The organism is Labilithrix luteola (genome assembly GCF_001263205.1).
In the GTDB taxonomy this organism is placed as follows: Bacteria; Myxococcota_A; Polyangia; order Polyangiales; family Polyangiaceae; genus Labilithrix; species Labilithrix luteola.
Genome location: NZ_CP012333.1, coordinates 8,212,311 through 8,236,189, shown reverse-complemented (window position 1 = coordinate 8,236,189; position 23,879 = coordinate 8,212,311). Strand labels below are relative to the sequence as shown.

23 protein-coding genes are annotated in these 23,879 nt (G+C 65.1%); 5 read left to right on the top strand and 18 right to left on the bottom strand.

Annotated elements, in window-relative coordinates; genetic code table 11:
* Positions 1 to 5 precede the first annotated feature (5 nt).
* The gene (locus AKJ09_RS35730; RefSeq protein WP_146652327.1) at positions 6 to 563 is read left to right on the top strand and encodes a hypothetical protein; all 558 of its coding nucleotides are present in this window, start codon (positions 6 to 8) and stop codon (positions 561 to 563) included.
* 28 nt (positions 564 to 591) lie between these two features.
* On the opposite strand, the gene AKJ09_RS35725 is transcribed toward AKJ09_RS35730, so the two are convergent.
* From AKJ09_RS35725 to AKJ09_RS35690, 8 genes are all read right to left on the bottom strand, one after another.
* Positions 592 to 1,557, bottom strand: coding sequence for a hypothetical protein (locus AKJ09_RS35725; RefSeq protein WP_146652326.1), 966 nt, complete (start codon positions 1,555 to 1,557; stop codon positions 592 to 594).
* A gap of 49 nt (positions 1,558 to 1,606) precedes the next feature.
* Positions 1,607 to 3,667 (bottom strand): serine/threonine-protein kinase, encoded by a 2,061-nt coding sequence (locus AKJ09_RS55715; protein ID WP_146652325.1) that lies wholly within the window; start codon positions 3,665 to 3,667, stop codon positions 1,607 to 1,609.
* 40 nt (positions 3,668 to 3,707) lie between these two features.
* The gene (locus AKJ09_RS35715) at positions 3,708 to 4,880 is read right to left on the bottom strand and encodes a hypothetical protein (protein WP_146652324.1); all 1,173 of its coding nucleotides are present in this window, start codon (positions 4,878 to 4,880) and stop codon (positions 3,708 to 3,710) included.
* 8 nt (positions 4,881 to 4,888) lie between these two features.
* On the bottom strand, positions 4,889 to 5,620 hold the full coding sequence (locus tag AKJ09_RS35710; RefSeq protein WP_146652323.1) for a hypothetical protein: 732 nt from the start codon (positions 5,618 to 5,620) through the stop codon (positions 4,889 to 4,891).
* A 58-nt stretch (positions 5,621 to 5,678) separates the two neighbouring features.
* The gene (locus AKJ09_RS35705; protein ID WP_169928135.1) at positions 5,679 to 6,860 is read right to left on the bottom strand and encodes a glycosyltransferase family 4 protein; all 1,182 of its coding nucleotides are present in this window, start codon (positions 6,858 to 6,860) and stop codon (positions 5,679 to 5,681) included.
* 63 nt (positions 6,861 to 6,923) lie between these two features.
* Positions 6,924 to 8,873: a polysaccharide biosynthesis protein gene (locus AKJ09_RS35700; protein WP_146652321.1), complete on the bottom strand. Its 1,950-nt coding sequence runs from the start codon at positions 8,871 to 8,873 to the stop codon at positions 6,924 to 6,926.
* On the bottom strand, positions 8,852 to 10,039 hold the full coding sequence (locus AKJ09_RS35695) for a DegT/DnrJ/EryC1/StrS family aminotransferase (RefSeq protein WP_146652320.1): 1,188 nt from the start codon (positions 10,037 to 10,039) through the stop codon (positions 8,852 to 8,854). The genes AKJ09_RS35700 and AKJ09_RS35695 overlap by 22 nt, the downstream gene beginning before the upstream one ends.
* Positions 10,040 to 10,212: 173 nt before the next feature.
* On the bottom strand, positions 10,213 to 10,863 hold the full coding sequence (locus AKJ09_RS35690; RefSeq protein WP_146652319.1) for an acetyltransferase: 651 nt from the start codon (positions 10,861 to 10,863) through the stop codon (positions 10,213 to 10,215).
* 76 nt (positions 10,864 to 10,939) lie between these two features.
* On the opposite strand from AKJ09_RS35690, the gene asnB reads away from it, so the two are divergent.
* From asnB to AKJ09_RS35670, 4 genes are read left to right on the top strand one after another with little or no spacing between them, the layout of a single operon-like run.
* Positions 10,940 to 12,925: an asparagine synthase (glutamine-hydrolyzing) gene (gene asnB, locus AKJ09_RS35685; RefSeq protein ID WP_146652318.1), complete on the top strand. Its 1,986-nt coding sequence runs from the start codon at positions 10,940 to 10,942 to the stop codon at positions 12,923 to 12,925.
* Positions 12,922 to 13,548 carry a sugar transferase gene (locus tag AKJ09_RS35680; protein ID WP_275936674.1) on the top strand — a complete coding sequence of 209 codons (627 nt, stop codon included), beginning with the start codon at positions 12,922 to 12,924 and terminating at the stop codon, positions 13,546 to 13,548. Before asnB ends, AKJ09_RS35680 begins: the two co-directional genes overlap by 4 nt.
* On the top strand, positions 13,545 to 14,639 hold the full coding sequence (locus AKJ09_RS35675; RefSeq protein ID WP_146652317.1) for a GNAT family N-acetyltransferase: 1,095 nt from the start codon (positions 13,545 to 13,547) through the stop codon (positions 14,637 to 14,639). The genes AKJ09_RS35680 and AKJ09_RS35675 overlap by 4 nt, the downstream gene beginning before the upstream one ends.
* A gap of 41 nt (positions 14,640 to 14,680) precedes the next feature.
* Complete coding sequence (locus AKJ09_RS35670) at positions 14,681 to 15,640, top strand: polysaccharide deacetylase family protein (RefSeq protein ID WP_146652316.1); 960 nt, start codon at positions 14,681 to 14,683, stop codon at positions 15,638 to 15,640.
* Positions 15,641 to 15,669: 29 nt separating this feature from the next.
* Here the strand turns inward: AKJ09_RS35670 and AKJ09_RS53535 are convergent, their stop codons facing one another.
* From AKJ09_RS53535 to AKJ09_RS35625, 10 genes are all read right to left on the bottom strand, one after another.
* Positions 15,670 to 15,819: a hypothetical protein gene (locus tag AKJ09_RS53535; protein ID WP_169928134.1), complete on the bottom strand. Its 150-nt coding sequence runs from the start codon at positions 15,817 to 15,819 to the stop codon at positions 15,670 to 15,672.
* A gap of 204 nt (positions 15,820 to 16,023) precedes the next feature.
* A complete protein-coding gene (gene pseF, locus AKJ09_RS35665; protein WP_205633895.1) occupies positions 16,024 to 16,734 on the bottom strand; it encodes a pseudaminic acid cytidylyltransferase in 711 nt (236 codons plus the stop codon).
* Positions 16,731 to 17,810 carry a phosphotransferase enzyme family protein gene (locus tag AKJ09_RS35660; protein ID WP_169928133.1) on the bottom strand — a complete coding sequence of 360 codons (1,080 nt, stop codon included), beginning with the start codon at positions 17,808 to 17,810 and terminating at the stop codon, positions 16,731 to 16,733. The genes pseF and AKJ09_RS35660 overlap by 4 nt, the downstream gene beginning before the upstream one ends.
* 7 nt (positions 17,811 to 17,817) lie before the next feature.
* On the bottom strand, positions 17,818 to 18,609 hold the full coding sequence (locus AKJ09_RS35655; protein WP_146652314.1) for an SDR family oxidoreductase: 792 nt from the start codon (positions 18,607 to 18,609) through the stop codon (positions 17,818 to 17,820).
* The gene (locus AKJ09_RS35650) at positions 18,609 to 19,061 is read right to left on the bottom strand and encodes a hypothetical protein (RefSeq protein WP_146652313.1); all 453 of its coding nucleotides are present in this window, start codon (positions 19,059 to 19,061) and stop codon (positions 18,609 to 18,611) included. Before AKJ09_RS35650 ends, AKJ09_RS35655 begins: the two co-directional genes overlap by 1 nt.
* Positions 19,062 to 19,432: 371 nt before the next feature.
* Entirely contained in the window at positions 19,433 to 20,632 is a 1,200-nt protein-coding gene (locus AKJ09_RS35645) for a glycosyltransferase (RefSeq protein ID WP_146652312.1), read from the bottom strand.
* Entirely contained in the window at positions 20,608 to 21,225 is a 618-nt protein-coding gene (locus AKJ09_RS35640) for a pseudaminic acid biosynthesis-associated methylase (protein ID WP_146652311.1), read from the bottom strand. Before AKJ09_RS35640 ends, AKJ09_RS35645 begins: the two co-directional genes overlap by 25 nt.
* Positions 21,226 to 21,238: 13 nt before the next feature.
* Positions 21,239 to 22,009, bottom strand: coding sequence for a glycosyl amidation-associated protein WbuZ (wbuZ, locus tag AKJ09_RS35635; RefSeq protein ID WP_146652310.1), 771 nt, complete (start codon positions 22,007 to 22,009; stop codon positions 21,239 to 21,241).
* Between the two features lie 11 nt (positions 22,010 to 22,020).
* The gene (gene hisH, locus AKJ09_RS35630) at positions 22,021 to 22,629 is read right to left on the bottom strand and encodes an imidazole glycerol phosphate synthase subunit HisH (protein WP_146652309.1); all 609 of its coding nucleotides are present in this window, start codon (positions 22,627 to 22,629) and stop codon (positions 22,021 to 22,023) included.
* Positions 22,626 to 23,777: an N-acetyl sugar amidotransferase gene (locus AKJ09_RS35625; RefSeq protein WP_146652308.1), complete on the bottom strand. Its 1,152-nt coding sequence runs from the start codon at positions 23,775 to 23,777 to the stop codon at positions 22,626 to 22,628. The genes hisH and AKJ09_RS35625 overlap by 4 nt, the downstream gene beginning before the upstream one ends.
* Between the last annotated feature and the right edge of the window lie 102 nt (positions 23,778 to 23,879).

Here is a 23,879-nt window from a genome sequence, read left to right as displayed (position 1 = left end):
CGGCGATGAAATCGTCGCCTCTTCTTTCCTTGGCCAGCATCGCTTCCCTCGGACTCGTCGCGTCAGCGGGAGTTCTCTCGATGGTCGCCGCCTGCAGCAGCAGCGACAGCGCTTCGGACAACGGGCCACCGGTCGTCGATGGTTCGACGGGTACCAAAAAGGACTCCTCGACGGGCACCAAGGGCGACAGCGGCTCGACGGGGGACGACGACAAAGACGCGACCACGAAAGACGCCACCACCAACGACGCCGACTCGGCGGCACCGAGCGGCGACGGAGGAACGGGCGCGACGTGCTTCGTGAACCGTGAATGCGACGCGAACCTTCGCTGCGAGTGCGACGACAACGCCGACTGCACCTGCCAGCCGGGTGTGCGCGGCACCGGCAAGAACGGCGTCGACAAGTGCACGTCGGGGAACGAGTGCGCGAGCTCGCTCTGCATCGGCGGCCCTCTGCCCACCGACCAGCACTACTGCTCCGACGAATGCACGAGCGACGACGACTGCACGGGCACGCTCCCGCGATGCTCCGTCATCGGCGTCTGCGCCCCGCCGAAGCCCTGATTAGGCCTTCGGCAGATCACTGCCAGCTTCAGTGGCTCGCGGGATGTGCGGTCGTCGGAGGCTTGGGGGTCTTCTTCGCCGACGACGCGGCACTCGCAACGCTCGGCGCCGTGACCGGCGGCAATGCCGACGCAGTCGATGTCGTTCCGGTGGTGGCGATCGTCGAGGCTTGAGCGACGACGGGCGCCATCGCCGTTTGCGTCATGGTCGGCGTGGGCGTGACGCCCGCGGAGAGCCCGATCCACGATGGCTTCCGCCACACGATCACCGCGATTCCGCAGCACGTGACGAGCACGAGCATCGAGACGAACGCGAGGAGCTTCTGCTTCGCCGACGGTCCGCGACGTCGAACCACGATGGTCTGTGCGCGCGGACGGCGAGGCCGATTGACCATCGGCACCGTGTGCTTCATTACGCTCGGCCCGGTCTGCGCCGCCTGAGCGCTGAAGGGCGGCGGCGTGAGCGGCTGTGACGGAGGCGGAGCGGGCTCCGGAATGAGGGCTTTCGGCAACAGAGCGGTACCGGTGCGACCCGACGTGGGGATCGATCCGCTCGAAGCTGCACGTCGCGCCATCGGCGCTGCGATCGGTGTGGTGGTCTGCAGATCGTCGGCTACGGGAGGCTCGTCGACGATGACCGCGGGCACGTTCGGATCTTCGACCGGGGCGCGCGTTGGCGGTATCGTGTGTGGACGCGACGAGGCGTAGTGAGCGTTGGTGCGCCCTGACGATTCACCCACGCGTGGTGCGATCTCGGCCGCGATTTCGTCGAGGACCTCGCTCGCACCGACGGACGGCTCGCGCGGGCGAACGGCGCCTTGTGCGTGCTCACCGACACCGAGCGCCGCATGCAGCGCATCGAAGTCCACGAGACCAGGCTGCTCCGCAGCAGCACCTACCCGCCCATCCTGCGGCACCGGATGCGAAGGTTCGCTCCCTCGACCACCCATCGCGCGGGACTGGCTGGGGTCGGTATCGTTTCGCTCGACTCCCATTCAGGCAAAAGCCTATCCGATTTTCGCGACTTCGAGAAACGCGTGACACTCAGTCGAAGCCGACGTCTTCGGGTTTGGGAGTTCCCGTTCCTGTTCCCGTTCCTGGGCCCGTGGCCGGAGTCTTGGGCGCTGGCTTCGGCGGCGTCGGTAACGATTCTGCTTTCGCAGCGGGCGGCGATGGCGGCGTCGCGGGTGGAGATGTAGGAACGGGCGCCTGCGTTGGGGGCGCTGCCCCACGTCCTGCAGCGACCGGGATCGAGCGAGATCCACCCTGTGCCTTGGGCCCGGTCGCTTTGGGTACCGGGGCGGCCTCCACACTTGCGACCGCCGGTGCGCTCGCGAGTGCAGTCGCCGTCGCCGTCACGGCTGCGCTCGCAACGGGAGCGGCCTCAGGCGAGCTCTTGGGCTTTTCGACAGCGACACGAGCGGAATCGGATGGGCTCGCCGAGGCGGTCGCGTTGCGTGCAAGAAGCCCCGCACGCTTCGCGACCGTGACCGCTCCCACGCCGCCGACGACGAGAACGACGGCGGCCGCCGCGACGATCGGCACGAGGCCACGACGCTCGGGCGGCCTCGTCGAAGCTTCGCCTGCGAGCGGTCCGGTCCCTCCGCCCGTTCCCGTCGGGGGCGGCGTTGACGGAAAGCGAAGTTCAGCCGCGCCTTCGCCGAGCAGCTCGTTCGACGCGCTCGCGAGCGTCGTATCGAGGGCACCGCGCTGGACGAGCGCCGCTCGCACCTCGACCTCGCGAGGCAACGGAGCAGCGACATCTTCCATCATCGTTCCGTTCTGTGCGAGCCGCTGCGTCTGACCGAAGACGAGCCCCGCGCGCGTGGGTGCGTTGCGATCGATCGGGCGCGCCTGCGGGAGCGGCGCCGGCGGCGGAACCGAAGCCGTGACCTGCGCGGGAGGAGGTTGCGATGGAATGGGGAACGGCGCAGGAGGAGGCGAGCTCCAGGCCGTCGCCGCAAATTCGGGCGGGACCTGAGGGGCGGCGCGGCTAGGGTCGACGAAGGTGTCGCCAACAGCCGAAGGCATCTCCGTGCGACCGACACCGCTCGCGCCCGTCGCCATCGGAGGCGTGAACACGTGACGAGACTGCGGCGTCACCACGTAACCAACCGGGGAAGCCTCGGTTCGTGCGAGCGCGGCGCGCGCGGCGCCAGCCGCCGTCGACTCGAGGCTCGCCTGCCGCGTGACCGGCACCGACGAGAGCACGTTCACTTCCGTGTCTGCGCGGGGAGGTCCAGCTTCCTCTTCGCGGCGCAGCCGTCGAAGCTCGCTCGCGACCGTGAAGCAGTCGCGCGGGCGTTGCGAACCGTCCTTGGCGAGCATGCTGAGCACGAGCCGCTCGAGCGCCTCCGGAACGGCGGCGAACCTCGAGAGCGGAGGCGGAGGGCGCTGGGCATGCGCCGCACCGATCGCGTACGCGTCGCCGACGTCGTCGAACGGGCCGCGTCCACACACCATCTCGTAGAGCACGACGCCCAGCGAGTAGATGTCCGTCGCCGGGCCGAGCGTACCGCCCATGATCTGCTCGGGTGACGCGTAGCGCAGCGTTCCGATGAACTTGCCGTGCGTGTGGCTCGACTTGCCGTCGAGCAGGCGCATGATGCCGAAGTCGAGGAGCTTCGTGATCGTGGTGCCGTTGATGTTGCGATGGAGAAAGATGTTCTCCGGCTTCACGTCGCGGTGAATGACGTTGTTCTCGTGCGCGTGCTCGAGCGCTTCGAGGACGTCGGTCGCGATGCGATAGCAATGAACGAGCTCGAGGGAGCTCTTCTTCTCGAGGACGACGCGGAGGTTCTGCCCGTTCAGCCGCTCCATCACGTAGAACGGCATCTTCGCCTCGTCGACGGTGACGCCTGCGGTCACGACGTCGACGATGTTCGGGTGTTGCAGCTTCGCGAGTGTGCGCGCTTCGGCCTCCATACGGCGCGCGAGATCCACGCGCGAGACGAGCTGGGGATGGAGCGTCTTCAGGACGTAGCGTTTGCCGACCGTGACGTCTTCGACGTCATAGACGCTTCCCATTCCCCCAGTCGCCAGGTGGCGAACGACGCGGTAGACCGTCCCAGGCAGCTGCTGTCCGGGCGGATATTGAGCCTGCACCGCGCCATTTTCCTACAGCCGTTATTCTCCGTCCAGGTTGCTAGGGGGCTGGATCGTCCGCGACCACCGCTGCAACCTTCTGCGCACCGTCGATGGCGGTCTTCAGGCTCTTGCTTGCGACATCGCCCGTCTGTCCGATGAGGACTCCACAGGCCGCGCCTTTCTGGCCGATTTCTTCCGTCCTCGCGAGGATGTTGCCGGCCGAGTCGACGAGATCGGAAGCATCGTCTGACAGGAGCTTGGCGCGACCTCGTGCCGCAACGAAGAGGGCGGGAAGATGGCGTTCCATCGCGCCAAGGACACGTGCGAGCGATGCGTCCTTCCGCGCCTCCGGGTCGACGAGCACGTCGAACGAGCCTCCGGAGCACGACGCGCGCGCGGCAGCACTCGCCTTGCAGCTGCGCTGGCAATCCACGTCGCCCGCGCATCGCGGCGGGAGAAGATCGGCCGTGCAGACCGCCGCGACGAGCGCCGCGGAACATCCGCCGGTGCAGCGCGCGTCGCACTGCATCCCCTTCCCGTCTCGCGCCTCGCAACCAGCGTTGCACGTTCCGGTGCACGTCTGTTCGCAACGCGTGCCGCGGCTCGCATCGTCGTCACCGCACGTTCCAAAGCATGTGCCGGCGCAGAAGCCTTCGCACATCGCGGGCGCGGTCTCCGCTCCCTGACAAGTTCCCGTGCAAAGCCCCGGACAGAGGCCTTCACGGTTGGCTACTGGGCATCGCTCCTCGTTCGAGGCTTCGACGCACGACGCGTCGGTCTTGCAGCGCGCCTCACACGTTGTCTGGTAATCGACATCCACCGCGCATCGCGGGAGCACCACCTTCACGTCGTAGTGCGCGGCCTCGAGCTTCGGCCTCACGAGCGCGAAGCGCTCCACGGCCATCGCGCACCAGGTCTTCGAGAGGTCGGGTTCGACGAGGCCTGCGAGGCGTCCGTCCTTCGCGTCGGCGCCGAGATCGACGGCGAGTCCCCGACACGAGCTGCCGACTTCGCGGAGCGTCATCGCAGCCGTCGCCGCAAGATCGCCCGCCGCTTGCGCGAAGGCGACGTACGAAGGCTCGAGCGCCTTGCCGACTCCGAACTCCGCGTCACTCAGATCCGCCCCGACGCGGAAGTCCGTGCACAGGACGGTGACCGGCTCGGGATCCGTTCCGCAGGCGCTCACGAGAGCCGCGCCCCCGATCCACGCCCCCACCAAGACGCTTCGCACGATCGTGTTCACAGCATGAACCCCAGGTCGAGAAGGTGAACGACAGGAACGACGCCGGTGGCGACGTAACGCATGGCCGTGGCGACCGGACCGCTCGCTTCCACAGGCTGCACGAGCCCGTATTTCGAGACGTCGTACGTGGGGCCGCGCGAGTGGACCGGGATCTCGACACCGATGTCGAAGCCCGCGGTGATGCCGAGCGGAAGCATCCACTGGTAGCCGAGCTTCGGGGCGAGGTACGTGGTCGCGGCGTACGCGTGCCCCGACACGCTCGTGGCCTTGTTGAATGCCTCGGTCTCCTCGGTGACCGCTCCCTTCGTCTGCGCGTAGCCCGCCGCGAACTCGAGGAAGAACGCGCCTCGGAACGGATGCACGCGCGCGAAGGCCTCACCGCCCACGCGTTTGACGCTCGCGCCCGTCGTCGGAATCTCGGTCTCGGGCAAGTACGCCCCCGAGGCGCCGAGCGCGAGAACCCCCGCATACTTGAACGCGAACGAAACCCGCCCACCATCGGGCGCCCCGACACCGATCGTCGGCCCGAAGCGCAGCGGCCCGAGAAGGCCGCCATCGGTGTAGACGGACGAGCTCTCGGCCGGCGGCGCCTCCTTCGTGTCCCTTGCGGGCGGCGCTTCGGCACGGGCTGTCGCGGAGGCGCAGAGAGTCGCGACCGCGACGGAGAACGCGAAGCCGCTGGCAACGAGCCGGCGCGCGCGAGGACCAGGAGCAATGAAGGGAGTCACACCTCCGGGAACGGTTGTCGTCGGCGGAGCTGAAACGAAATCGGGACGGAGCCCTGGTTCAGCTCTTCGGCAAGGGCAGCCCGCGCGCGCGCAGACGAGCCTCGTAGGCCTCGAACCACGCGTTCCAGACGACCTCGTGCCGGAAGAGACGTTCGGTCCGCGCACGTGCCGTCCGGCCGTGTGCGGCGGCGAGCTTCGGGTCCTTCAGGTAGCGAGTGATGCCGCGCGCCAGGCCCGCGACGTCCCGCTGATCGACGATCGCGCCCGTTTCTCCGTCGACGATGCCGTCGACGACCCCTGTCGATCGGAAGCCGACGACGGGAACTTCGGCGCTCGCGGCTTCCATCACCACGTTGGGGAAGCCCTCGCGAAACGAAGGGAACCCGAGGACGTCGATGCGCGCATAGTAGGGCGCGAGGTCACGAATCTTCGGCGTCGCCACGACACCTTCCGCCGCACGAACCTTGGCGACGAGCGAGGCATCGGCCACTTCATCGCCGAGGTCACCGCCGAGCAGCACCAACCGCGCGGCCGGCACCTCACGCTTCACGATCGCGAATGCATCGAGGAGCTCGGCGATCCCCTTGTCCGCCACGAGACGGCCGACGAAGCCAACCAGAGGCGCATCGGAAGGAACGCCGAGGGACTCGAGAAGGCGGGTGCCTTCGGCCCGCAGCTCGGGCGTGCGCTGGAAACGCGTGGTGTCGACGCCATTCGAGGACCCCGCCCCGATGATCGTCGCCTTGCGCTTCGAGATGTACCCTCCCGCCACCGAGATGTCGCGAAGGCTCGGGCTCACGCATGCCACGTCGTGGGCACACGTCGATGCGATGCGCTCCGTCGCGGCCAAGATCGGACGCAGGACGCCGTGCACCGTCTCGAGACGAAGTCCGCGCAGCAAATAGATGCGCACGGGCACCGAGAGCGTACGCGCGGCGATCATTCCGAGCAGCCCGCCCTTCGGCGTGCCCGCATTCACGATGTCCGGACGCAACCGCTCGAGCACCCGCACCATCCGTGCGAGCGAGACGACGTCGGCCTTCGCATCGTTGTTGCGGACCATGGGCACGACCACGGTTTCGACGCCCTCGCGCTCGCGCACGCGATCGAGCTCCGGTCCAGGCGCGGAGACGACGCTGACCTCGAACCCTCGCTCACGCATGAAGGTGAGTTGCCCGCGGAGCAGAACGTCCGCGGTCACCGGATGCGTGACGACATACACGAGCCTCGGCCGACGCACGACGCGGTGACTACCAATCTCCGCGTGAGGCGGCAAGACGACGACTTCTCACGCGACCGTTCTCTACGCGAGCGCGGGCGTCGGCCTGTCCCCCGTCGAGACGATCGACTGAGAACTCCGCTCCGTCGGTACCGGAGGTTCGTCGGGCGGCAGCGTCATCGAGACCCCGCCTTTGTATTCCGGCACGATCTCCTTGAAGGCCTGTTTCACGGCGTCGACATCGCTGCCGTTGCTGACGGCGTGAAGTGACTCGTAGGCGCGTTCGAGCTCGGAGAGTGCGTGGGGGCGGAACTTGCCGACGTAGATCTTGGGATGCTTGGTCTTGTCGACGCTCTCTTCGTCGACGGCGAGCTCCTCGAAGAGCTTCTCGCCCGGACGCATGCCCGTGAACTCGATCTCGATGTCGCGCTCGCTGTAGCCCGAGAGACGAATGAGGTCGCGCGCGAGGTCGACAATCTTCACCGGCTCGCCCATGTCGAGCACGAAGATCTCGCCGCCCTTCCCCATCACGCCCGATTGCATGACGAGCTGGCACGCCTCGGGGATCGTCATGAAGTAGCGCTGCATCTCGGGGTGCGTGACGGTCACCGGCCCGCCCTTCGCGATCTGCTCGCGGAAGAGCGGCACGACACTGCCAGCGCTGCCGAGGACGTTGCCGAAGCGCACCGTGACGAACTGCGTGCGCGAGCGCTGCGAGAGCGCCTGCACGTACATCTCCGCGACCCGCTTCGAGACCCCCATGATGCTCGTGGGGTTCACGGCCTTGTCGGTCGAAACCATCACGAACTTCTCGGCCCCGTAGCGATCGGCGAGGTCGGCGACCTTCCTCGTGCCGAAGACGTTGTTCTTGATCGCCTCGCCCGGATTCGCCTCCATCAGCGGGACGTGCTTGTGCGCCGCGGCGTGGAAGACGACGTGCGGTCGTTCGGCCGCGAAGATCTCTTCGAGGCGACGCGAATCGCAGATGTCCGCGATGAACGGCACGATGTCGACGGACGGGTGCTCCGCGCGGAGCTGGCGATCGATGTGGAAGAGGCTGTTTTCCGCCTGCTCCACGAGCAGAAGTCGCTTGGGATTGAAGCGTGAAACCTGCCGGCACAGCTCCGAGCCGATGCTTCCACCAGCACCGGTCACCATGACGACCCGCCCTTGAATCGAACGGCCGATCGCTTCTGCATCGAGCGTGACGGGCACGCGTCGGAGCAAGTCTTCGATGTTGACCTCGGCGAGCTGGCTCACGGTCACGCTGCCGTCGATCAGGTTGTCGACGCCGGGCAGCGTGCGAATCTGAGCACCGGTGGGCCGGCAAAGCTCGAGCAGCTCGCGCATCTGGCGGCCGCTCAGTGAGGGAATGGCGACGATGATCTCGTCGATCTTCTTCTCTGCCGCGAGCTCGGTCACCTGGCTGATGGGTCCGAGCACGGGAACACCGTGAATGTGCTCGCCATGCTTGCCGGCGTTGTCGTCGAGGAGACCGACCGGCTCGTAGCGCTTGGCGTAAATGCGGACGATCTCACGCATCAGCATCTCGCCTGCGTCGCCCGCTCCGATGACGAGAATCCGGCGCCGCTTCCCACTCGACTGGGGCATCGCGTTCTGGAGCGTCACCTCCCTGATCGTGCGAATGCTGAACCGCAGACCACCGACGATGAGAATGCTGAATGCCCAATCGAGCGCGAACACGGAGCGCGGGAAGTTGCCCGTGCTCATGAACGCCCAGCAGGCCATGAGCGCGATGCTCGAGAGGGTCGCCGCCCAGAGCAACGAACGCAGATCGCGCGCCCCCGAGTAGCGCCAGAGACCGTGGAAGAGGCCGAGCCGCCAGTGGACGAGCACGCGGACGGCGAGTGACGCCACGAGAAGCCGCGGCACGATGGTGCCGTACGCCGACGGGATCTCGAAGTCGAACCGCAACGCGAGCGCGAGCAGCAGCGCTGCCGTCCAGAGCACAAGATGGACGGCGACGACGAGCGCGCGCCGATACTGGACGATCAGCCTCCGCGCGACGCCCATGTTTCACCGCCGGGGGTTACCTGGCGCGCCGGCGTACGAGTCGCGCTGCGGCTCGTCACGACGCGCGAGACGACGTCGATCACTCGTTGCTGATCCTCGATGGTCAGACTGCTCGAACTCGGCAGACAGATGCCGCGCGTGAAGAGGTCCTCCGCGACCTCGCCGCCGTAACGCGGGCAGTCGGCGAAGACGGGCTGCAGGTGCATCGGCTTCCACACTGGCCGCGCTTCGATGTCTTCCGCCGCGAGCGCTTGCAGAATCGCGTCGCGCGTCGCTCCGGAGTCGACGAGGAACACGCTGAGCCAGTTCGTGTGCAGCCCCCACGGCGCCTGCGGCATGAGCGACAGGCCCGGGAGGTCACGGAACGCCGCTTCGTAGCGCGCCGCCACCGCACGACGAGCCGCAACGCGTTCCGGCAGAACAGCGAGCTGTCCCCGCCCGATCCCGGCGAGGACGTTGCTCATGCGGTAGTTGTATCCGAGCTCCTTGTGCTCGTAGGCGATGCTCGGCTCGCGCGACTGCTGAGACCAGAAGCGCGCCTTCGCGACCCAGGCAGGATCATGCGCGACGAGCATTCCACCGCCGGAGGTGGTGATGATCTTGTTTCCATTGAAGGAGAAGATCGACAGCGGAGCTCGAGTGCCGACCTGGACGTCTTTGTATTGGGTCCCGAGTGCCTCGGCGGCGTCCTCGAGGATCGGGATGCCGTGCTGCGTGCACACGTTCTCGATCGCGTCGAGATCGGCACTCTGCCCGTACAGGTGGACCACGACCACCGCCTTCGGCTTGCGGCCGCGCTTGACCCGATCCTCGATGGCTTCGGCGAGCCGCTCGGGATCCAGGTTCCACGACCTTCGCTCACTGTCGACGAAGACCGGCCGTGCGCCTTCATAGACGATGGGGTTCGCCGATGCGGCGAAGGTGAGCGTCGGACAGATGACCTCGTCGTCTTTGCCGACGCCGAGAAGTTTGAGCCCGAGATGGATCGCTGCGGTACCACTCGCAAGTGCAACGCAGGGAAGCCCGCCGACGAGCTCGGAGAATGCCTTCTCGAAGGCTTCGAGATTAGGTCCGACCGTCGACACCCAGTTCGTCGCGAACGCCTCGCGAACGTACCCCTCCTCGAGGGGTCCCAAGTGCGGCGCTGAGAGATAGATGCGGCTCAAGAAGCTTCCCTGGTTTCGACGCCGAAGTCGTAAACTTCCGTGCGGCTGCGCACATCACGAAGGTTGCGAACGTCTGTAGCTGTGCCGGCGCCGATCGTTGTCCGGTATGTTTCGTGGCGCAAGCGATCACCGAGGTTCATCATCGTCTCCGAAAAATTCGATGCCAAGTGCCCTCAGCCTGAACCGGTGGTCAGATGACGCAGTACACGTGCAGGCACTCCGCTTGCGACGACGTCTGGTGGGAGGTTTCGCGCCACGAGGGCACCACCGCCGATGATGGATCGGTCGCCGACGCGCGTACCTGGAAGCATCGAGGCCCCGATCCCGAGGTGGACCTGCGCGCCGACGTGACAACCTCCCGCGAGCGCTCCGTTCGGTGAAATGTGAGCGAAGGCACCGACTCGACAGTCGTGCTCGACGACCGAAGCGGTGTTGAGAATCGCGCCTCGCTGGACGATTGCATCCGGATTGACGACCGCGAGCGCCATCACGACGGTGCCCTCTTCGATGCGTGCGAACGGCGACACGACGGCGCGAGGATGAATTGCCGTCGCCAACGATGCGCCTGCCGCCTGGATAACGTCAGCCGCGCGCGCCCGCGCAAGGTTGTCTCCTACACCGAGGGCCACGCGTGCCGGATTCGTCGTGAGCCATTCGAGAGGGCCGAGTACGGGCAGCCCCAGGATGCGCGATCCGGGCGCGACTCGGTCATCCAGAAAACCAAGGATGGTCGCCCCGGTTGCCAGCACGATGTCCGCGACGACCTTACCGTGTCCACCGGCTCCTAGAACGACGAGCGGCGCTTTCGAGTCGGCGTCGGTCATGGCTTCCCGATGCGGCGGACCCTAGCACGCCCTCGTTTCCATCGGGTGAATACGACGTGGTATAGCCCACACGGTCATGTGTGGCATCGTCGGCCTCCTTGGTGAAACGCCCTCGGTCGCTCGCAACGTCGTGACCGGCATGGCCGGGCGCATCGTTCATCGCGGGCCCGACGGAGGCGGCGTACTCGATCATCCGGACGCAACGATCGGCATGCGCCGGCTCGCGATCGTCGACGTCGCGCAAGGGCATCAGCCGATGGTCAACGAGGACGGGTCCGTCGCCCTCGTCTACAACGGCGAGATCTACAACGCGCCAAAGCTCCGTGAGGAGCTCATCCGGCAAGGCGTCCACTTCCGAACGCGAAGTGACACGGAGGTGATCCTCCGTCTCTACGAGCGCGACCCCGAGAGTGTGGAGCGCGATCTCGTGGGCATGTGGGCCTTCTGCATCCACGATCGAAGGCGCCGACGCGCGGTGCTCAGCCGAGATCGGTTCGGCATCAAACCTCTTTTCATCGCTACCAACGGAAGGCACCTGGCCTTCGCGTCCGAGCTGCAAGCGTTCGATCGCACGTACGCGCCGCTGGCCTCGAAGTTCGAGCTTGATCGCGACGCGGCGCACGCCATGCTCGCGTGGGGTTACGTTCCGGAGAACGCGACGATCTTCCGCGGTGTAGAGCGGCTTTCGCCCGGCCATCGCTTCGACCTCGACCTCACGACAGGCACGGGGCGAACCCGCGCCTATTGGTCACTCACGCCTTCGATTGAAGCGGCTCGCGTGCGAAGTCTGGACGATGCATGCGATCTCGTCGAGAGCGCGCTTCGACGAGCGGTGCACGAGCATCTCGAGAGCGACGTTCCACTCGCGACATTCCTGAGCGGCGGAATCGACTCGTCGCTGATCACGGCGTACGCGGCCGAGAAGACGGACTTGCGAGCGTACACGATCGGATTTCGTGAGCCGCGATTCGACGAGTCACCGCACGCAAAAAAGACCGCGGAGCGCATCGGCGTCCCCCTCCAGGTCGAGACGCTCGACGAGGACCAGGCGCGCCAGGATCTCGCGAACGCGCTGCTCGCGTACGACGAACCCTTCGGCGACAGCTCGAGCCTCGCCACGTACATGCTCTGCCGTCACGTTTCGCGCGACTACAAAGTGGCGCTGGGCGGCGACGGCGGCGACGAAGTCTTCGCGGGCTACGCAAAGTACCGCATGCTTCGCGCCAGACGTTGGATCGACCGAGTGCCTGGCCTCCGTCGCCTCGCTCACGAAACGCTCTCGCGGCTCCCTTCGCGCACCGACCGTTCGACTCGGATCGGAAACCTGCTGCGAGTCGCGAGCAAAGCGAGTCGCGGCCTCGCGCGTGACGATGCGGAGGCGTACGTCGCGCTCACCGAACTCGGCACCATCGCCCAAACGGCGAAGCTGGTTCGCGGAACAACGCAGGCCTCGCGCTTCGAGCGCCTCGCCGTCGAGCGCTTCGATGCGGCTCGCGGAAGCGCCCTGCAGCGCACGGCGGCCGCCGATCTTTTCAATCCGCTCCCGAACGACATGCTCACCAAGGTCGACCGAGCGAGCATGGCGTTCAGCCTCGAAGCGCGCGTCCCGTTCCTCGATCATCGGGTGGTGGAGCTCGGCGTGGGCCTGCCCGAACGCTTCACACTCGGAACGAACGGCAAACGCGTCCTCCGCGCGCTGCACGAACGCCGCTTCGGCCGAGAGCTTGCCCAGCGTGGCAAGTGGGGCTTCGGAGTGCCGGTCGAGAAGTGGCTCACAACGTCACTCGCCTCCGCGTGCGACCGCCTCTTCGAACGCTCCCGCTTGGAACGTTTCGGCCTACTCGAGCCGTCGGAGCTCTCCTCCGCAACGGCTCGCCGGGCATGGCTCGAACGTGATCCCATTCTCCTGTGGCATGCCTTCGCGCTCGCCGCGTGGTGCGAGGCGAAACTGGGCGATGGGCCTGACGCACTTCGCGAGGTCCTGGGCTCCCCGCCGTCCCCGCGAGCGAGCTCTCCAGCCCGATCGTCGACGGTGCGTGCGACGAGCGAAGAGGCGACGTGAGACAGCGTGGCTTTCGTCTCGTTCTGAAGAAGCTCGTCGATCGGACCGTTGGCATCGCCGGTTTGGCCGCATCCGCACCGCTCATCGGTGCCGTCGCCGTCGCCGTGCGTGCGTCGATGGGCTCTCCGGTGGTCTTCCGGCAGGTTCGCCCCGGCCTGCATGGCAAGCCGTTCACCATCATGAAGTTCCGGACGATGAGCAACGGGCGCGATCGCGAAGGCAATCTCCTTCCGGACACCGAACGACTCACACGCGTCGGTCGCTTTCTACGCGCGACGAGCCTCGACGAGCTTCCGCAGCTCTGGAACGTCGCCAAGGGAGAGCTCTCGCTCGTCGGTCCACGACCGCTCTTGATGGAGTACCTGCCGCTCTATTCGAGCCAACAAGCGCGTCGGCACGACGTCTTGCCTGGCATCACCGGCCTCGCACAGATCCGCGGGCGCAATGCACTAGGCTGGGACGAGAAGTTTCGCTACGACGTCGAATACGTCGATAACTGGAGCCTCGGCTTGGATGCCAAGATCCTCTTCGAAACGGCGCGAAAGGTCCTCGCACGTGATGGGATCTCGGCCGAAGGTCATGTGACCATGCCGAAGTTCCGCGGCACGGGGGACGGGCGATGAGTGAACGAACGAATGCCGCGTCGGCGACAGAAGCACTCGAGCTCCGCGCGATGCATCGCGATCCGCGCGACCTCGATCTCTTTCGCGCGTGCTTCGCTCGGAACAATCCGCGGGCGCGTACCGCGGAGTCGCTCACGTGGCAGTACTACGACAACACGACCGATCGCCTCTTCGTCGATCTCGCCGTGGCCGATCAGGGTGAGCGTATCGCAGCGATCTACGCCAGCCTCCCGGGCTTTGTGCGCGTCAACGGCGAGAAGCGGCTCGCGCTTCAGTCCCTCGACACGCTCACCGACAGCGACTTCCGCGGGAAGGGTCTCTTCGTCACGCTCGCGAAGAAGACTTTCGCACGAGCGACCGACGATGGCGCCGCGCTCATCTACGGCTTCCCGAACGGCAACTCGGCGCACGGGTTCTTCAAGAAGCTGGGCTGGACATCGCTCGATCCCGTGCCCTTCCTCGTCCGGCCGTTGCGTGCGTCCTACGTCGCCGATCGCTTGAAACTCGGGAGCACGGCGAAGCATTTCGTGCCCGATTTTCCGTTCGTGCTCGGTGGACATCGACGCCGCGCGGGTGTCGTGGAGCTCGTCTCTGCAGATGAGCGCATCACGCGCCTTTGGACGCGCTTTTCGTCGAACATCGGCGTCGCGCTCGATCGTAGTGCCACGTACTTCGACTGGCGACTCTTCCGGAAGCCGGAGGAGAACTACCGCGTGCTCGCCCTGGAGGAAGGCGGCGAGCTCGTCGCGCTCTGTGCTTTCGCCACCAAGAACAAGCACGGCGGTCGTATCGGGTACGTCATGGAGCTGATGCACGATCGTTCGCCGTCGGGGTGGCGAGGAGCCTCGCACCTCCTGGGCCTCGCGGTTCGCGCCATGGCCGACGACGGCGTCGACTCGATCCTTGCCTGGTCGTTCCCGCATTCTTCGAACTTTTTGGTCTACGCGCGTCACGCCTTCGTGCCCCTTCCCGAGCGCCTCCGCCCGATCGAGCTACACTTCGGTGCGCGCGCGTTCGATCCGAGCGTCAGGTCCGTCGTCGAAGAGCGCACGAACTGGTACCTGAGCTATCTCGACTCCGACACCGTCTAACGCCGAACCCGACGCCGAACGCACCTCACCACGAGCCGCCCATGAGCCGCCCTGCCCTCGTCATCTCCCTCGACTTCGAGCTGCACTGGGGCGTTCGCGATCACACGAGCGTTGACGGCTACCGCGCCAACCTCCTCGGTGTCCGCGAGGCCATTCCGGCGATGCTCGACCTGTTCGAGCGAAAGAGCATCGCCGCAACTTGGGCCACGGTCGGCTTCCTCTTCGCCGAGAACAAGAAGGACCTCGAGCGTCACGTCCCCTCGCGCCTGCCGACGTACGACAACCGCGCGCTCTCACCGTACGACGCGATTGGCGAGATCGGCGACGACGAGGCGTCCGATCCGTTCCACTACGCGCCGTCGCTCGTGCGGCACATCGCGAAGACACCACGGCAAGAGCTCGCGACCCACACCTTCTCGCATTACTACTGCCTCGAAGCGGGCCAGACCGCCGAGCAGTTCGACGCCGACCTCGAAGCCGCCGCGAAGATCTCGTCGCCTTACGGCGATGCCATGCGCAGCATCGTCTTCCCGCGCAACCAGCTCAACGAACGCTACGCCGACGTCCTTCGCCAGCGTGGCATCCGCGCCTATCGCTCCAACGGCCGTCACTGGGCCTACCGCGCCGAACGCGCCGAGACCCCCGCCCGCCGCGCCTTCCGCCTCGCGGATGCGTATCTACCGCTCGGCGGCCCTCGCCTCGGTGAGCCATCCTCGGACACACGCGGCCTGACGGACGTCCCCGCGAGCGCGTTTCTCCGCCCTTACTCCCCTCGCCTCCGTCGCCTTGACCCCCTCCGCCGTCACCGCCTCGAGCGCACCATGACGTCCGCCGCGAAGTCGGGCCGGCTCTTCCACCTCTGGTGGCACCCACACAACTTCGGCAAGTACCCGAAGGAGAGCATGGCCTTCCTCGAACGCCTGCTCGACCACTTCGAAACACTCCGCCGGCGCTACGGGATGGAGAGTCTGTCGATGGGCGAAGCCGCCGCTGGAGGCTGAGGCGATGGCCCGCAGCCTCCGGACGCGACTCAGGTCACGATGCGAGACTCGGGCAGCGGAACGATCAATCCGCCGTTGAATCCTGCCGCACGAGGCTTCGGCATTGAATCGTCGGGGAGATGCGACGAAAAGAGCAGCAGGTAGTCGGGTTCGTGCGAACGATGGTCTCGTCGGGTCACCGGGTCAGAGTAGCTGGCACGCACTTCCGACCCTGACGACCTCTTTGTCTGGGGCACGGACGTCGATGAGGTCGCTACTGAGGCCGACGTGGTTGGTGAGCGGGAGGACCGCGACGGCACTCCGACGCCACAAACGCTCTCGTGACTCGTCGCCAGGATAAGAAGTCATCGTCGACGGCGGGCATCGTGCGAGCCTTGGTAAACCTATCGTTCAGCTGCCCCTTCTAGCAGCGCGTAGAGCTTTTCGGCGCGAGCCCAGTCCTCTTCGGTATCGATGTCTTGTACTCGATAACGCGGCAATACCAGCGGCTGCATCCCGGGGACGTAGAGTCGTTTCTCGCGAAGAACCACCGGGGTCCTTATCCAGAGGAACTGCCCGGCATCGTGGTATCCGACGGGAAGATCGTTCGAGCGTGTTGTTTCGTATTCGGGCCAGAACATCTCGAGAGAGCCGTTGGGGGCGATCTTGAGGGCCCGAAGAATGGGAAAGCCGAAATCCGTAACCGCTAGAACGCATGGAACCTCAGGTGCGCTCTCGAGGATCGACGCCCCTTCCCGGAGATCGGCAGGTCGAACAAATGGCGCCGTCGCATAAAGAAGGCACATATTGTCGAACGTCCGACCGCGCGCAGCGAGTGTTTCGAGTGCGTGGAGCAGTGCCCAGATGGGCAGTGCCCGGTTGTCGGCGAGCTCTGCCGGACGCAGGAATGGGACTTCAGCCCCCGCATTGCGCGCGATATCCGCGATCTCTGGGTCGTCCGTCGTGACGACAATGCTGTCGAAAACGTTCGCGGCCCTCGCGGCGGCGATCGAGTACGTGATCATCGGACGCCCATGGAAGCGTCTGACATTCTTCCGTGGGATGCGCTGGCTACCGCCGCGTGCCGGGATGAGGCAGATGTTCTTCATGATCATGCTTCGAAGAGAATACGAGACTCTTCGAGAGCCGCGAGGTGGACGGGAAGAACGTGGTTCCATCGTCGGTCACCATTCCTGAGGCTGAGCTCGATCAGGATAAAGATACGCCGAACGATTTCGATCCTTGCCCTCTGTCCGAGATGGCTCGGAGCCACGCGCGCACCGAGCCGAACGAGACAAGGTTCTAGAAAAAGGTCGCGGAGCCGGAGGAGCTCGGACCGGCGTCGGCATTCTGGCGGAAGCTGTGTGCCGGCCTGTCGAAGGAGCTTCAGCGCCCCGAACGCGATGAAGACGGGAGCCGACGCGCGTCGTAGGGAGGGAAAATCGAGGACCGCTTCTGGGCCATTGCGATCGACGAGAAGGTTGTGCGGGTGAAGATCGATGTGCGCCAAGTCGGACGGCGCCTCGAGCTGCGATGCTAAATACGCCTCTTCGAGCGCCTCTGCGACAACCGCACGGTGCGCCGCGAGTTCGGCGCCACGTTCGGGGCCGAGCACTTCGTCGAGCGCTCGGCTCTCGAGCTCGCGCCAAATTTCGCACTGCGCATTGCCGACGAGAGGAACAGGCGAAGAAGGCCGGAGAACGGCAGGCGCTCGCTCCAGTGCCAACGTCATGTCGGCGATCAGCTTCCCCATCGGTGCGAGCTCCGCATGCGCACCCGAGAAGTGCCGCCCCGGAACGAACGCAAGAACGCAGTAGTTCTCGCCACGCGCCGGATTGGCGTGGATGAGCGCACCGGTTGCAGTTCGCTGTAGCGCGGGCAATGGGAGCCCTTCTCCAGCGAGCCAGGCCGCGAGCCGAAGCTGCGTTTCGAGCTCGGGTGGAGGGCTACCGCCGAGGCGTTTCACGAGGAGCGTCTCGCCGCGTGTCGTCCGGACGACATAGTTGTTCGAGTTGATGTGAAGCGCACCGCAGCGCTCGACGGCGAACGGAGCGCCGACGTGCTCGTACCCTTCACTCAGTATCGTAGCGATCTGGTCTCGCTCATCGTCGGAGGCGGCACTGCGAACCGGCGCCGGATCAGAGAAGAGATCCGGTCGGAAGAGATGAGCGGGCAGCATCTCTGCTATCACGGCGACCTCAGAAGATGCCCTTCGACGTGGCTCCATCGACGAGAAGCGTTGTGCCTGTGACGTAGCTCGCCTGTGCAGATGCGAAGAAGAGGACGGCGGCGGCGACCTCGTCCAGGGTGGCGAACCGTTTCATGGGGAGCGCAGCGGTCGCACGGGAGAGCGCTTCGTCGTAGGAGATGGCTTCCCGCTCGGCGGTCTCGCGCGTGAGGCGCTCGGCGCGGGCGGTAAAAGCTGCGGCGGGCCCCACGCAATTGATCGTGATGCCTGTCGTCGCCAGCTCACTCGCGATGGCCTTGGTGAACGCCGACACGCCCGCACGGAAGACTCCGGAGAGGACCATCAACGCAGACGGTTCCTTGCCCACGATGCTCGTGATGTTGACGATTCTTCCAAAGCCTCGTTCGCGCATGCCCGGAACGGCGGCTTTGGTGAACGCAACGACCGACCAAAGACTGGTGCGGTACGCGGCGTCCCACGCGTCGTTCGTGTGCGCAAGGAAGGACCCCATCGGTGGTCCGCTTGCATTGTTGATGAGGATGTCGAGTCGTCCGAAGGTGTCTTGTGCCGCGGCAACCGCGCGATCCGCGATGGACGGATCAGCGACGTCACCAACCACGGTCGCCGGCTTCCGACCCGTGACGCTCTCGATCTCGGCAGCAGTGGCCGCGAGACGATCCGCGCCTCGCGCTAGCAAGACCACATCGGCACCGGCACGCGACAAGCCGAGCGCGATGCCCGAACCGATCCCCGCGCTCGCACCGCACACGAGAGCAACACGCCCCTTGAACGAGGGTTCCATCACTCCACCTCCGTCATGAGCACCTCGAGCGGCCTATGGCCGAGGCGCCGATTGTCTTCTACGAGGGCACCAATCAACGGTACGACGCTCGGAATCGAAGCTCTTGCCAGTGGGATGAGATGTTCCTCGATCTCGGCCAAATAGCGAGTACGAACGCGGTCGTTCGCGTTCAGACAAAGAAGGTAAAGGTTATCGACCTTGTCAAGCACCTTCACACTCGGCGCGAGGGGCGTTTCCGAGATTGCCTGGTAATACGCGCGCAGATAGGCCGGGTCTTCTTGGCGTGCACGGTCCACCGTAAGGACGGAAATCGCGGCCGCAGGACCACGACCGAGGTGCTCGACGAGGGCTTCTTCGGAGGTGTTCGTCACCTCCAGAACATTGTGCGCCAGCGCCGTCACGATCCCGTCGGCCGTCGGATGTGGCGCCTGCTCGACATACATCGTGGCCACGCGATGGGGATGGGCGAGGTACGTCTCTCGGGACTGCCCGGGGTGATGATAGTCGAGCGCACCAACCCAGCTCCGTGTCCGCTCGACGAGAGCTTTTCCATCGTCGTTCAGCGGAGCGAGCACCGCAGCGAACCGGTCGGTCGCTTCCATGGGACGGCGGAGCTGTCGAAGACGGACGGCACGCCCGGCAACGAGATTCGGTTCTTCGCTACCTGCCATGTGACCAGCGTAGGCGATCCAGTCGGGTAGAACCACGCTCTCGCGCTGCGCGGCGACCACGGACGCTCCCCGAGACCTCGTCCTCGCGGAGGCGGAAGAGGACGCGAGCGAGCTGTGCCTGAGCACCGAGTCGGATCGTGCCGACGCCCGCGTCAAGCCACCTGGCGCGTTCCGCGTCCCGCGAGACGCTCGTACTGCTGCTCCCAAACGTCCACGATGCGGTCGAGACTGAAGTCTCTACCGACGTGATTTCTCGCTGCATTGCCCAGCTCTCGGCGACAGCGCGCGTCGAGCCCCATCAAGCGAGACATCGCCTCCGCCAACGCGGCATCATCCCTCGGTGGCACCACGATGCCAGTGTCGTCGTTGACGATATCGCGCGTCTGGCCGACATCCGTTGTCACGGCAGGTAAACCACTTGCCGCTGCTTCCAAGAGAACGACGGGCATCGCCTCCCATGCGGAGGCAAGCACGAAGGCGTCCGCCGCGTGCATCAACGCGTCGACGTCCCGTCGCAGCCCAAGGAAGTCGACGTTCTCTGCAACGCCGAGCTCGCGAGCGAGTAGCTTCTTGTCGTCGAGCAGGATTCCTTCGCCCGCAATGAGCAGGCGCGCCTTGGAGCTCGTTCGGCAAACGCGCTGAAACGCTCTCAACAGATTGCCGTAATCCTTCGCCTCGTCGCGAAAGGAACCGACCGAAAGCCAGACGAAGCTCGCATCATCGAGCCGAAACTGGGCTCGGACCCGGTGTCTGAGTGCGTCATCGGCCTCGAACGCCTCGATGTCGATGCCATTCGGGACGACGAGCGCGCGATCGCGCGAGACCGCTCCCTTCTCGACGTGGTGCTCCAGGCCTTCGCGGCTAACGCAGGTCCAAAGATCGCCAAACCGATCCGTTGCGCGATAGGCCGCGTAGCGAAGACTCGAGACTTCAAAGGTCGCGTGAGAGGTACCGATGAGCGCCGGGACAGCCATCCGGAAAGGGCGAGTCATGCCCATCACCATTCGTGCAAGGCGAGCGGCGATGATTGCCGAATACATATGAGCGTGGACGACGTCTGCTCGAATCCTGCGCAACAGCCGAACGAGCCCGTACAGGGCGCGTCCGGAGGCCTTGCCTTTCGACATACCGAGCGTCGCGGTCCTCACGCCGCCAGCGCGCAGTTCCTCCTCGAATTCCTCGAATGGCAGCAGGGAGATGACCGAGACCTCGTGCTGGCGTCGGGCGAGACGCAAGGCCACATCCCTCACCTGCATCTCGGCCCCCCCACGGCCCATGGTGTTGATGAGGAGTACGATCTTCACGACATTCGCCGTCGAACCAACCGTCAGCGCTTCTCCAGCAGGAACCACGAGATGTCATCCTGCTGGAAGTTCGGGTCGCGGCGGTACAGGAACCCGTAGTCGACGAGTTGAAGACTCGAGTGACGGTCGAGAAGTTCGCCCGCGAAATCGCGCTTGAAGAGCTTCCCGGTGTGCCCGCGATATGAAATTTCGACGGGGGACGGATTGTAGTACTCCGCAATCAAGATGTACCGCGAAGACGCTTGGTACATGAGGTCGTAGACTCGCGGGAGCGCCTCCGGATCGATATGGATCAAGACGCCCTTCGTGAACACGAGGTCTCTCGGAGTGTCTATCTTGAGTTCGAGAATCGACCCCTTGTAGACGCGAAATCCATCCCTCTCCAGAATCGAGGCAGCTTCCGCGTTGATTTCGCACCCTGCCAGCTCGACTCCGGGCAACAGTTCTCTCAACGCATGCAGATTGAGCCCTCGGTTCGCGCCGAGCTCGAGAACCGAGCGAACGGAGGTGGTACGTGCGACGACGCGACCAAAGAAACTCAGGTTGGCCGCCTGCAGCCGCGCCCCTTGGTTCCGTTCCGTATAGTCGTCACCGAACTGACTCGCCCAAAAAGCTTCCTGCTCCGTGGTGTAGGTCGTCATGACTTTCGTCCTTTCAGCAAGGTACATGCGCATCGCGAACCGCGATGCCGCGCTCTCTTAGAAAGAGCTTTGCTTCACGCGGCGTCTGCTCGGTGAAATGAAAGATGCTCGCCGCAGCAACAGCGGCCGCGTTGCACTGCACGGCTTCGTGCATGTGCCGATAATTTCCAGCGCCGCCCGACGCGATGACTGGAATTCGCACGGCCGAAGACACTTGTTCGATGAGCTCGAGGTCGTAGCCCTCCATCGTGCCGTCGCGGTCGATCGACGTGAGCAGAATCTCACCAGCTCCCAATTGCTCGACCTCGGCAGCCCACGCCCGCGGATTGCGCGCTTTGGCGACGGTTCCCGAGTGGCTGTAGCATTCGTGGGTGCCGTCATCGCGCTTCTTGGCGTCGATACTGACGACGATGCACTGTGAGCCAAAGCGCTCGGCGGCCTCGCGAATGAGCTCGGGCCGTTCGTAGGCGGCGGTGTTGATACACACCTTGTCTGCCCCCACTCGGAGAAGACCGCGCACGGTCTCGATGTCCCGGACGCCTCCACCGACGGTCAGCGGGACGAAGCACTCCGCGGCAATCTCTTCGATCACGGCGTATTCGGGGGGCCGTTGTTCCTGCGTTGCCGTGGTGTCGACGAGGATGAGTTCATCGACCTCGCGTCGATTGTAGACCTTCACGGCCGGCATGATCGTTCCCACTCGACGCCAGCTGTCGAAGCGAACGCCCTTCACCAGCCCGACGTTCTTCCACAACAGGGTGGGTATGACACGAACCTTGAGCAATGGTCACCGCGCTACTGCGAGAGGAAGTTACGAAGCAGCTGGAATCCAGCCTTCGCGCTCTTCTCGGGATGAAACTGCACTCCAAAGACGCGATCTCGTCGAATCGCAGCGACGACACCACCGGCGTACGGCACCGTCGCGATGCGGTCGTCTCCGGCTGCTGCTGCGAAATGGAAACTGTGAACGAAGTAGAAATCCGTTCCCCCCGGGATGCCGTCGAAGAGAGCATCGGGCTTCCTCGCGGTCACCTCGTTCCATCCGACGTGCGGCAGCCGCTCACCTTCGGCAGGCATCATTCGAACGACCTCACCAGGGATGAGCCCCAGTCCTCGTGTTTCACCACCTTCGAATCCGACGTCGGCGAGCAATTGCATGCCGAGACAAATTCCAAGGATAGGCAGGCCATCGAGCGCGGCCGCTTGGAGCGCCACGTCCCACCCCAACGTCCGCAACTGTTGCATTCCAGCCGAAAACGAGCCGACGCCGGGCAGAACGACGTGCGTGGCGCTCGAGAGGCTGCTGGGGTCATCCGTCACGGAGACACTCGCACCGCACTCCTCGAGCGCCCGCCGCGCCGAGCCCGTATTGCAAAGTCCGTGATCGACGAGAACGACAGTCATGCGTTGTCGTAGTTGATCTTGGTGAGATTGCCGTCCTTGTCGCGGACGAGTTGTCCACGGGCATCCGTGACGAACAGCTTCTTGTTGGTGAACCGATCACAGATCTTGATGAACTCGTCGACGGTCAGCTGGAGCGGCGCCAAGATGTCCACGAGGCTCTTCCCCAGGTACGACCAAGGAAACTTCCCGTCGTGAAGCTTGACGAGCTCGATCGCGTCCTCACGGGAGAGTCGACCACGACGGAGATGCAAACAAGCGATGTCGGTCGCTCGCCCGAAACCGAACTTCAGGAACTTGAAGTAGTCGTGGATCCCGGTCTGATGATTGTCGACGTTCTCGTAGTTGACGACCGAGCCCTCGACGCACTTCGAATACGTCGAGAAGCCGTGCCCTTGCGCAACCAACGCGTTGGTGTATCCGTCCCATGGCAGGTAGTGGCCCAGGAAGAGGCCCGTCACACCGACACGACGGAGATCTTCGTCGGACGGATAGGTATAGGGGATCAAATGCCGACGCTCGATCCCGTCGCGGTCGACGAGATCGCTCACGCGGAACCCGAGAAGGCCCCCGAACTCCTCCAGCCAACGCCGGTCGAGCGTATTGTTCGCCGCCGCTGCGGCAGGACCGCCATACTCGTTCTGTGCGTTCTCTCCCCAGATGAGGAGCGGCACGTTGAACTGGACGGCTGCGCGAACGGGGATCGTGAAAATGCCGACGTGCTCCGGCCACGAGATGTCGCCGACCTCGACGAGACCGATGCGATTGAGTTTGGCGCGCACGCGCGGATTCGGTGACATCTCGACGTAGTCGACACCGAGTCTCTTCAGATTCTCGATGTTCTTGCGACCGAGCTCCGACAAGTCACACGTGGTGGCCGTCACGCACAACGGGTTCATGCCGAGCTGAAGCATCCGGACGACCTGATAGGTACTGTCCTTGCCACCGCTCACGGGCACGATGCAGTCCCACGTCGAGCCATCCTTGGAACGGTACCGCTCGAGGATGGTCGTGAGCTCGGCCCGGCGCTCCTCCCACGAAACCGACTTGCGGTTCTCGAAGCTGCGGCAAGCATTGCAGACGCCCTCGGCGTCGATGTAGAGGTCCGGCTTGGTATCCGGCATCACACATCGAACACAGTACTTGATCATCGGCTCCTCCTCGGACGAGACGGACGCTAGCCCAACCCGTACGCCTTGACTAGCCGACCACTCGACCGTTCAGGGCCTCCACAGAGCCCTCCGCGCGTTCAC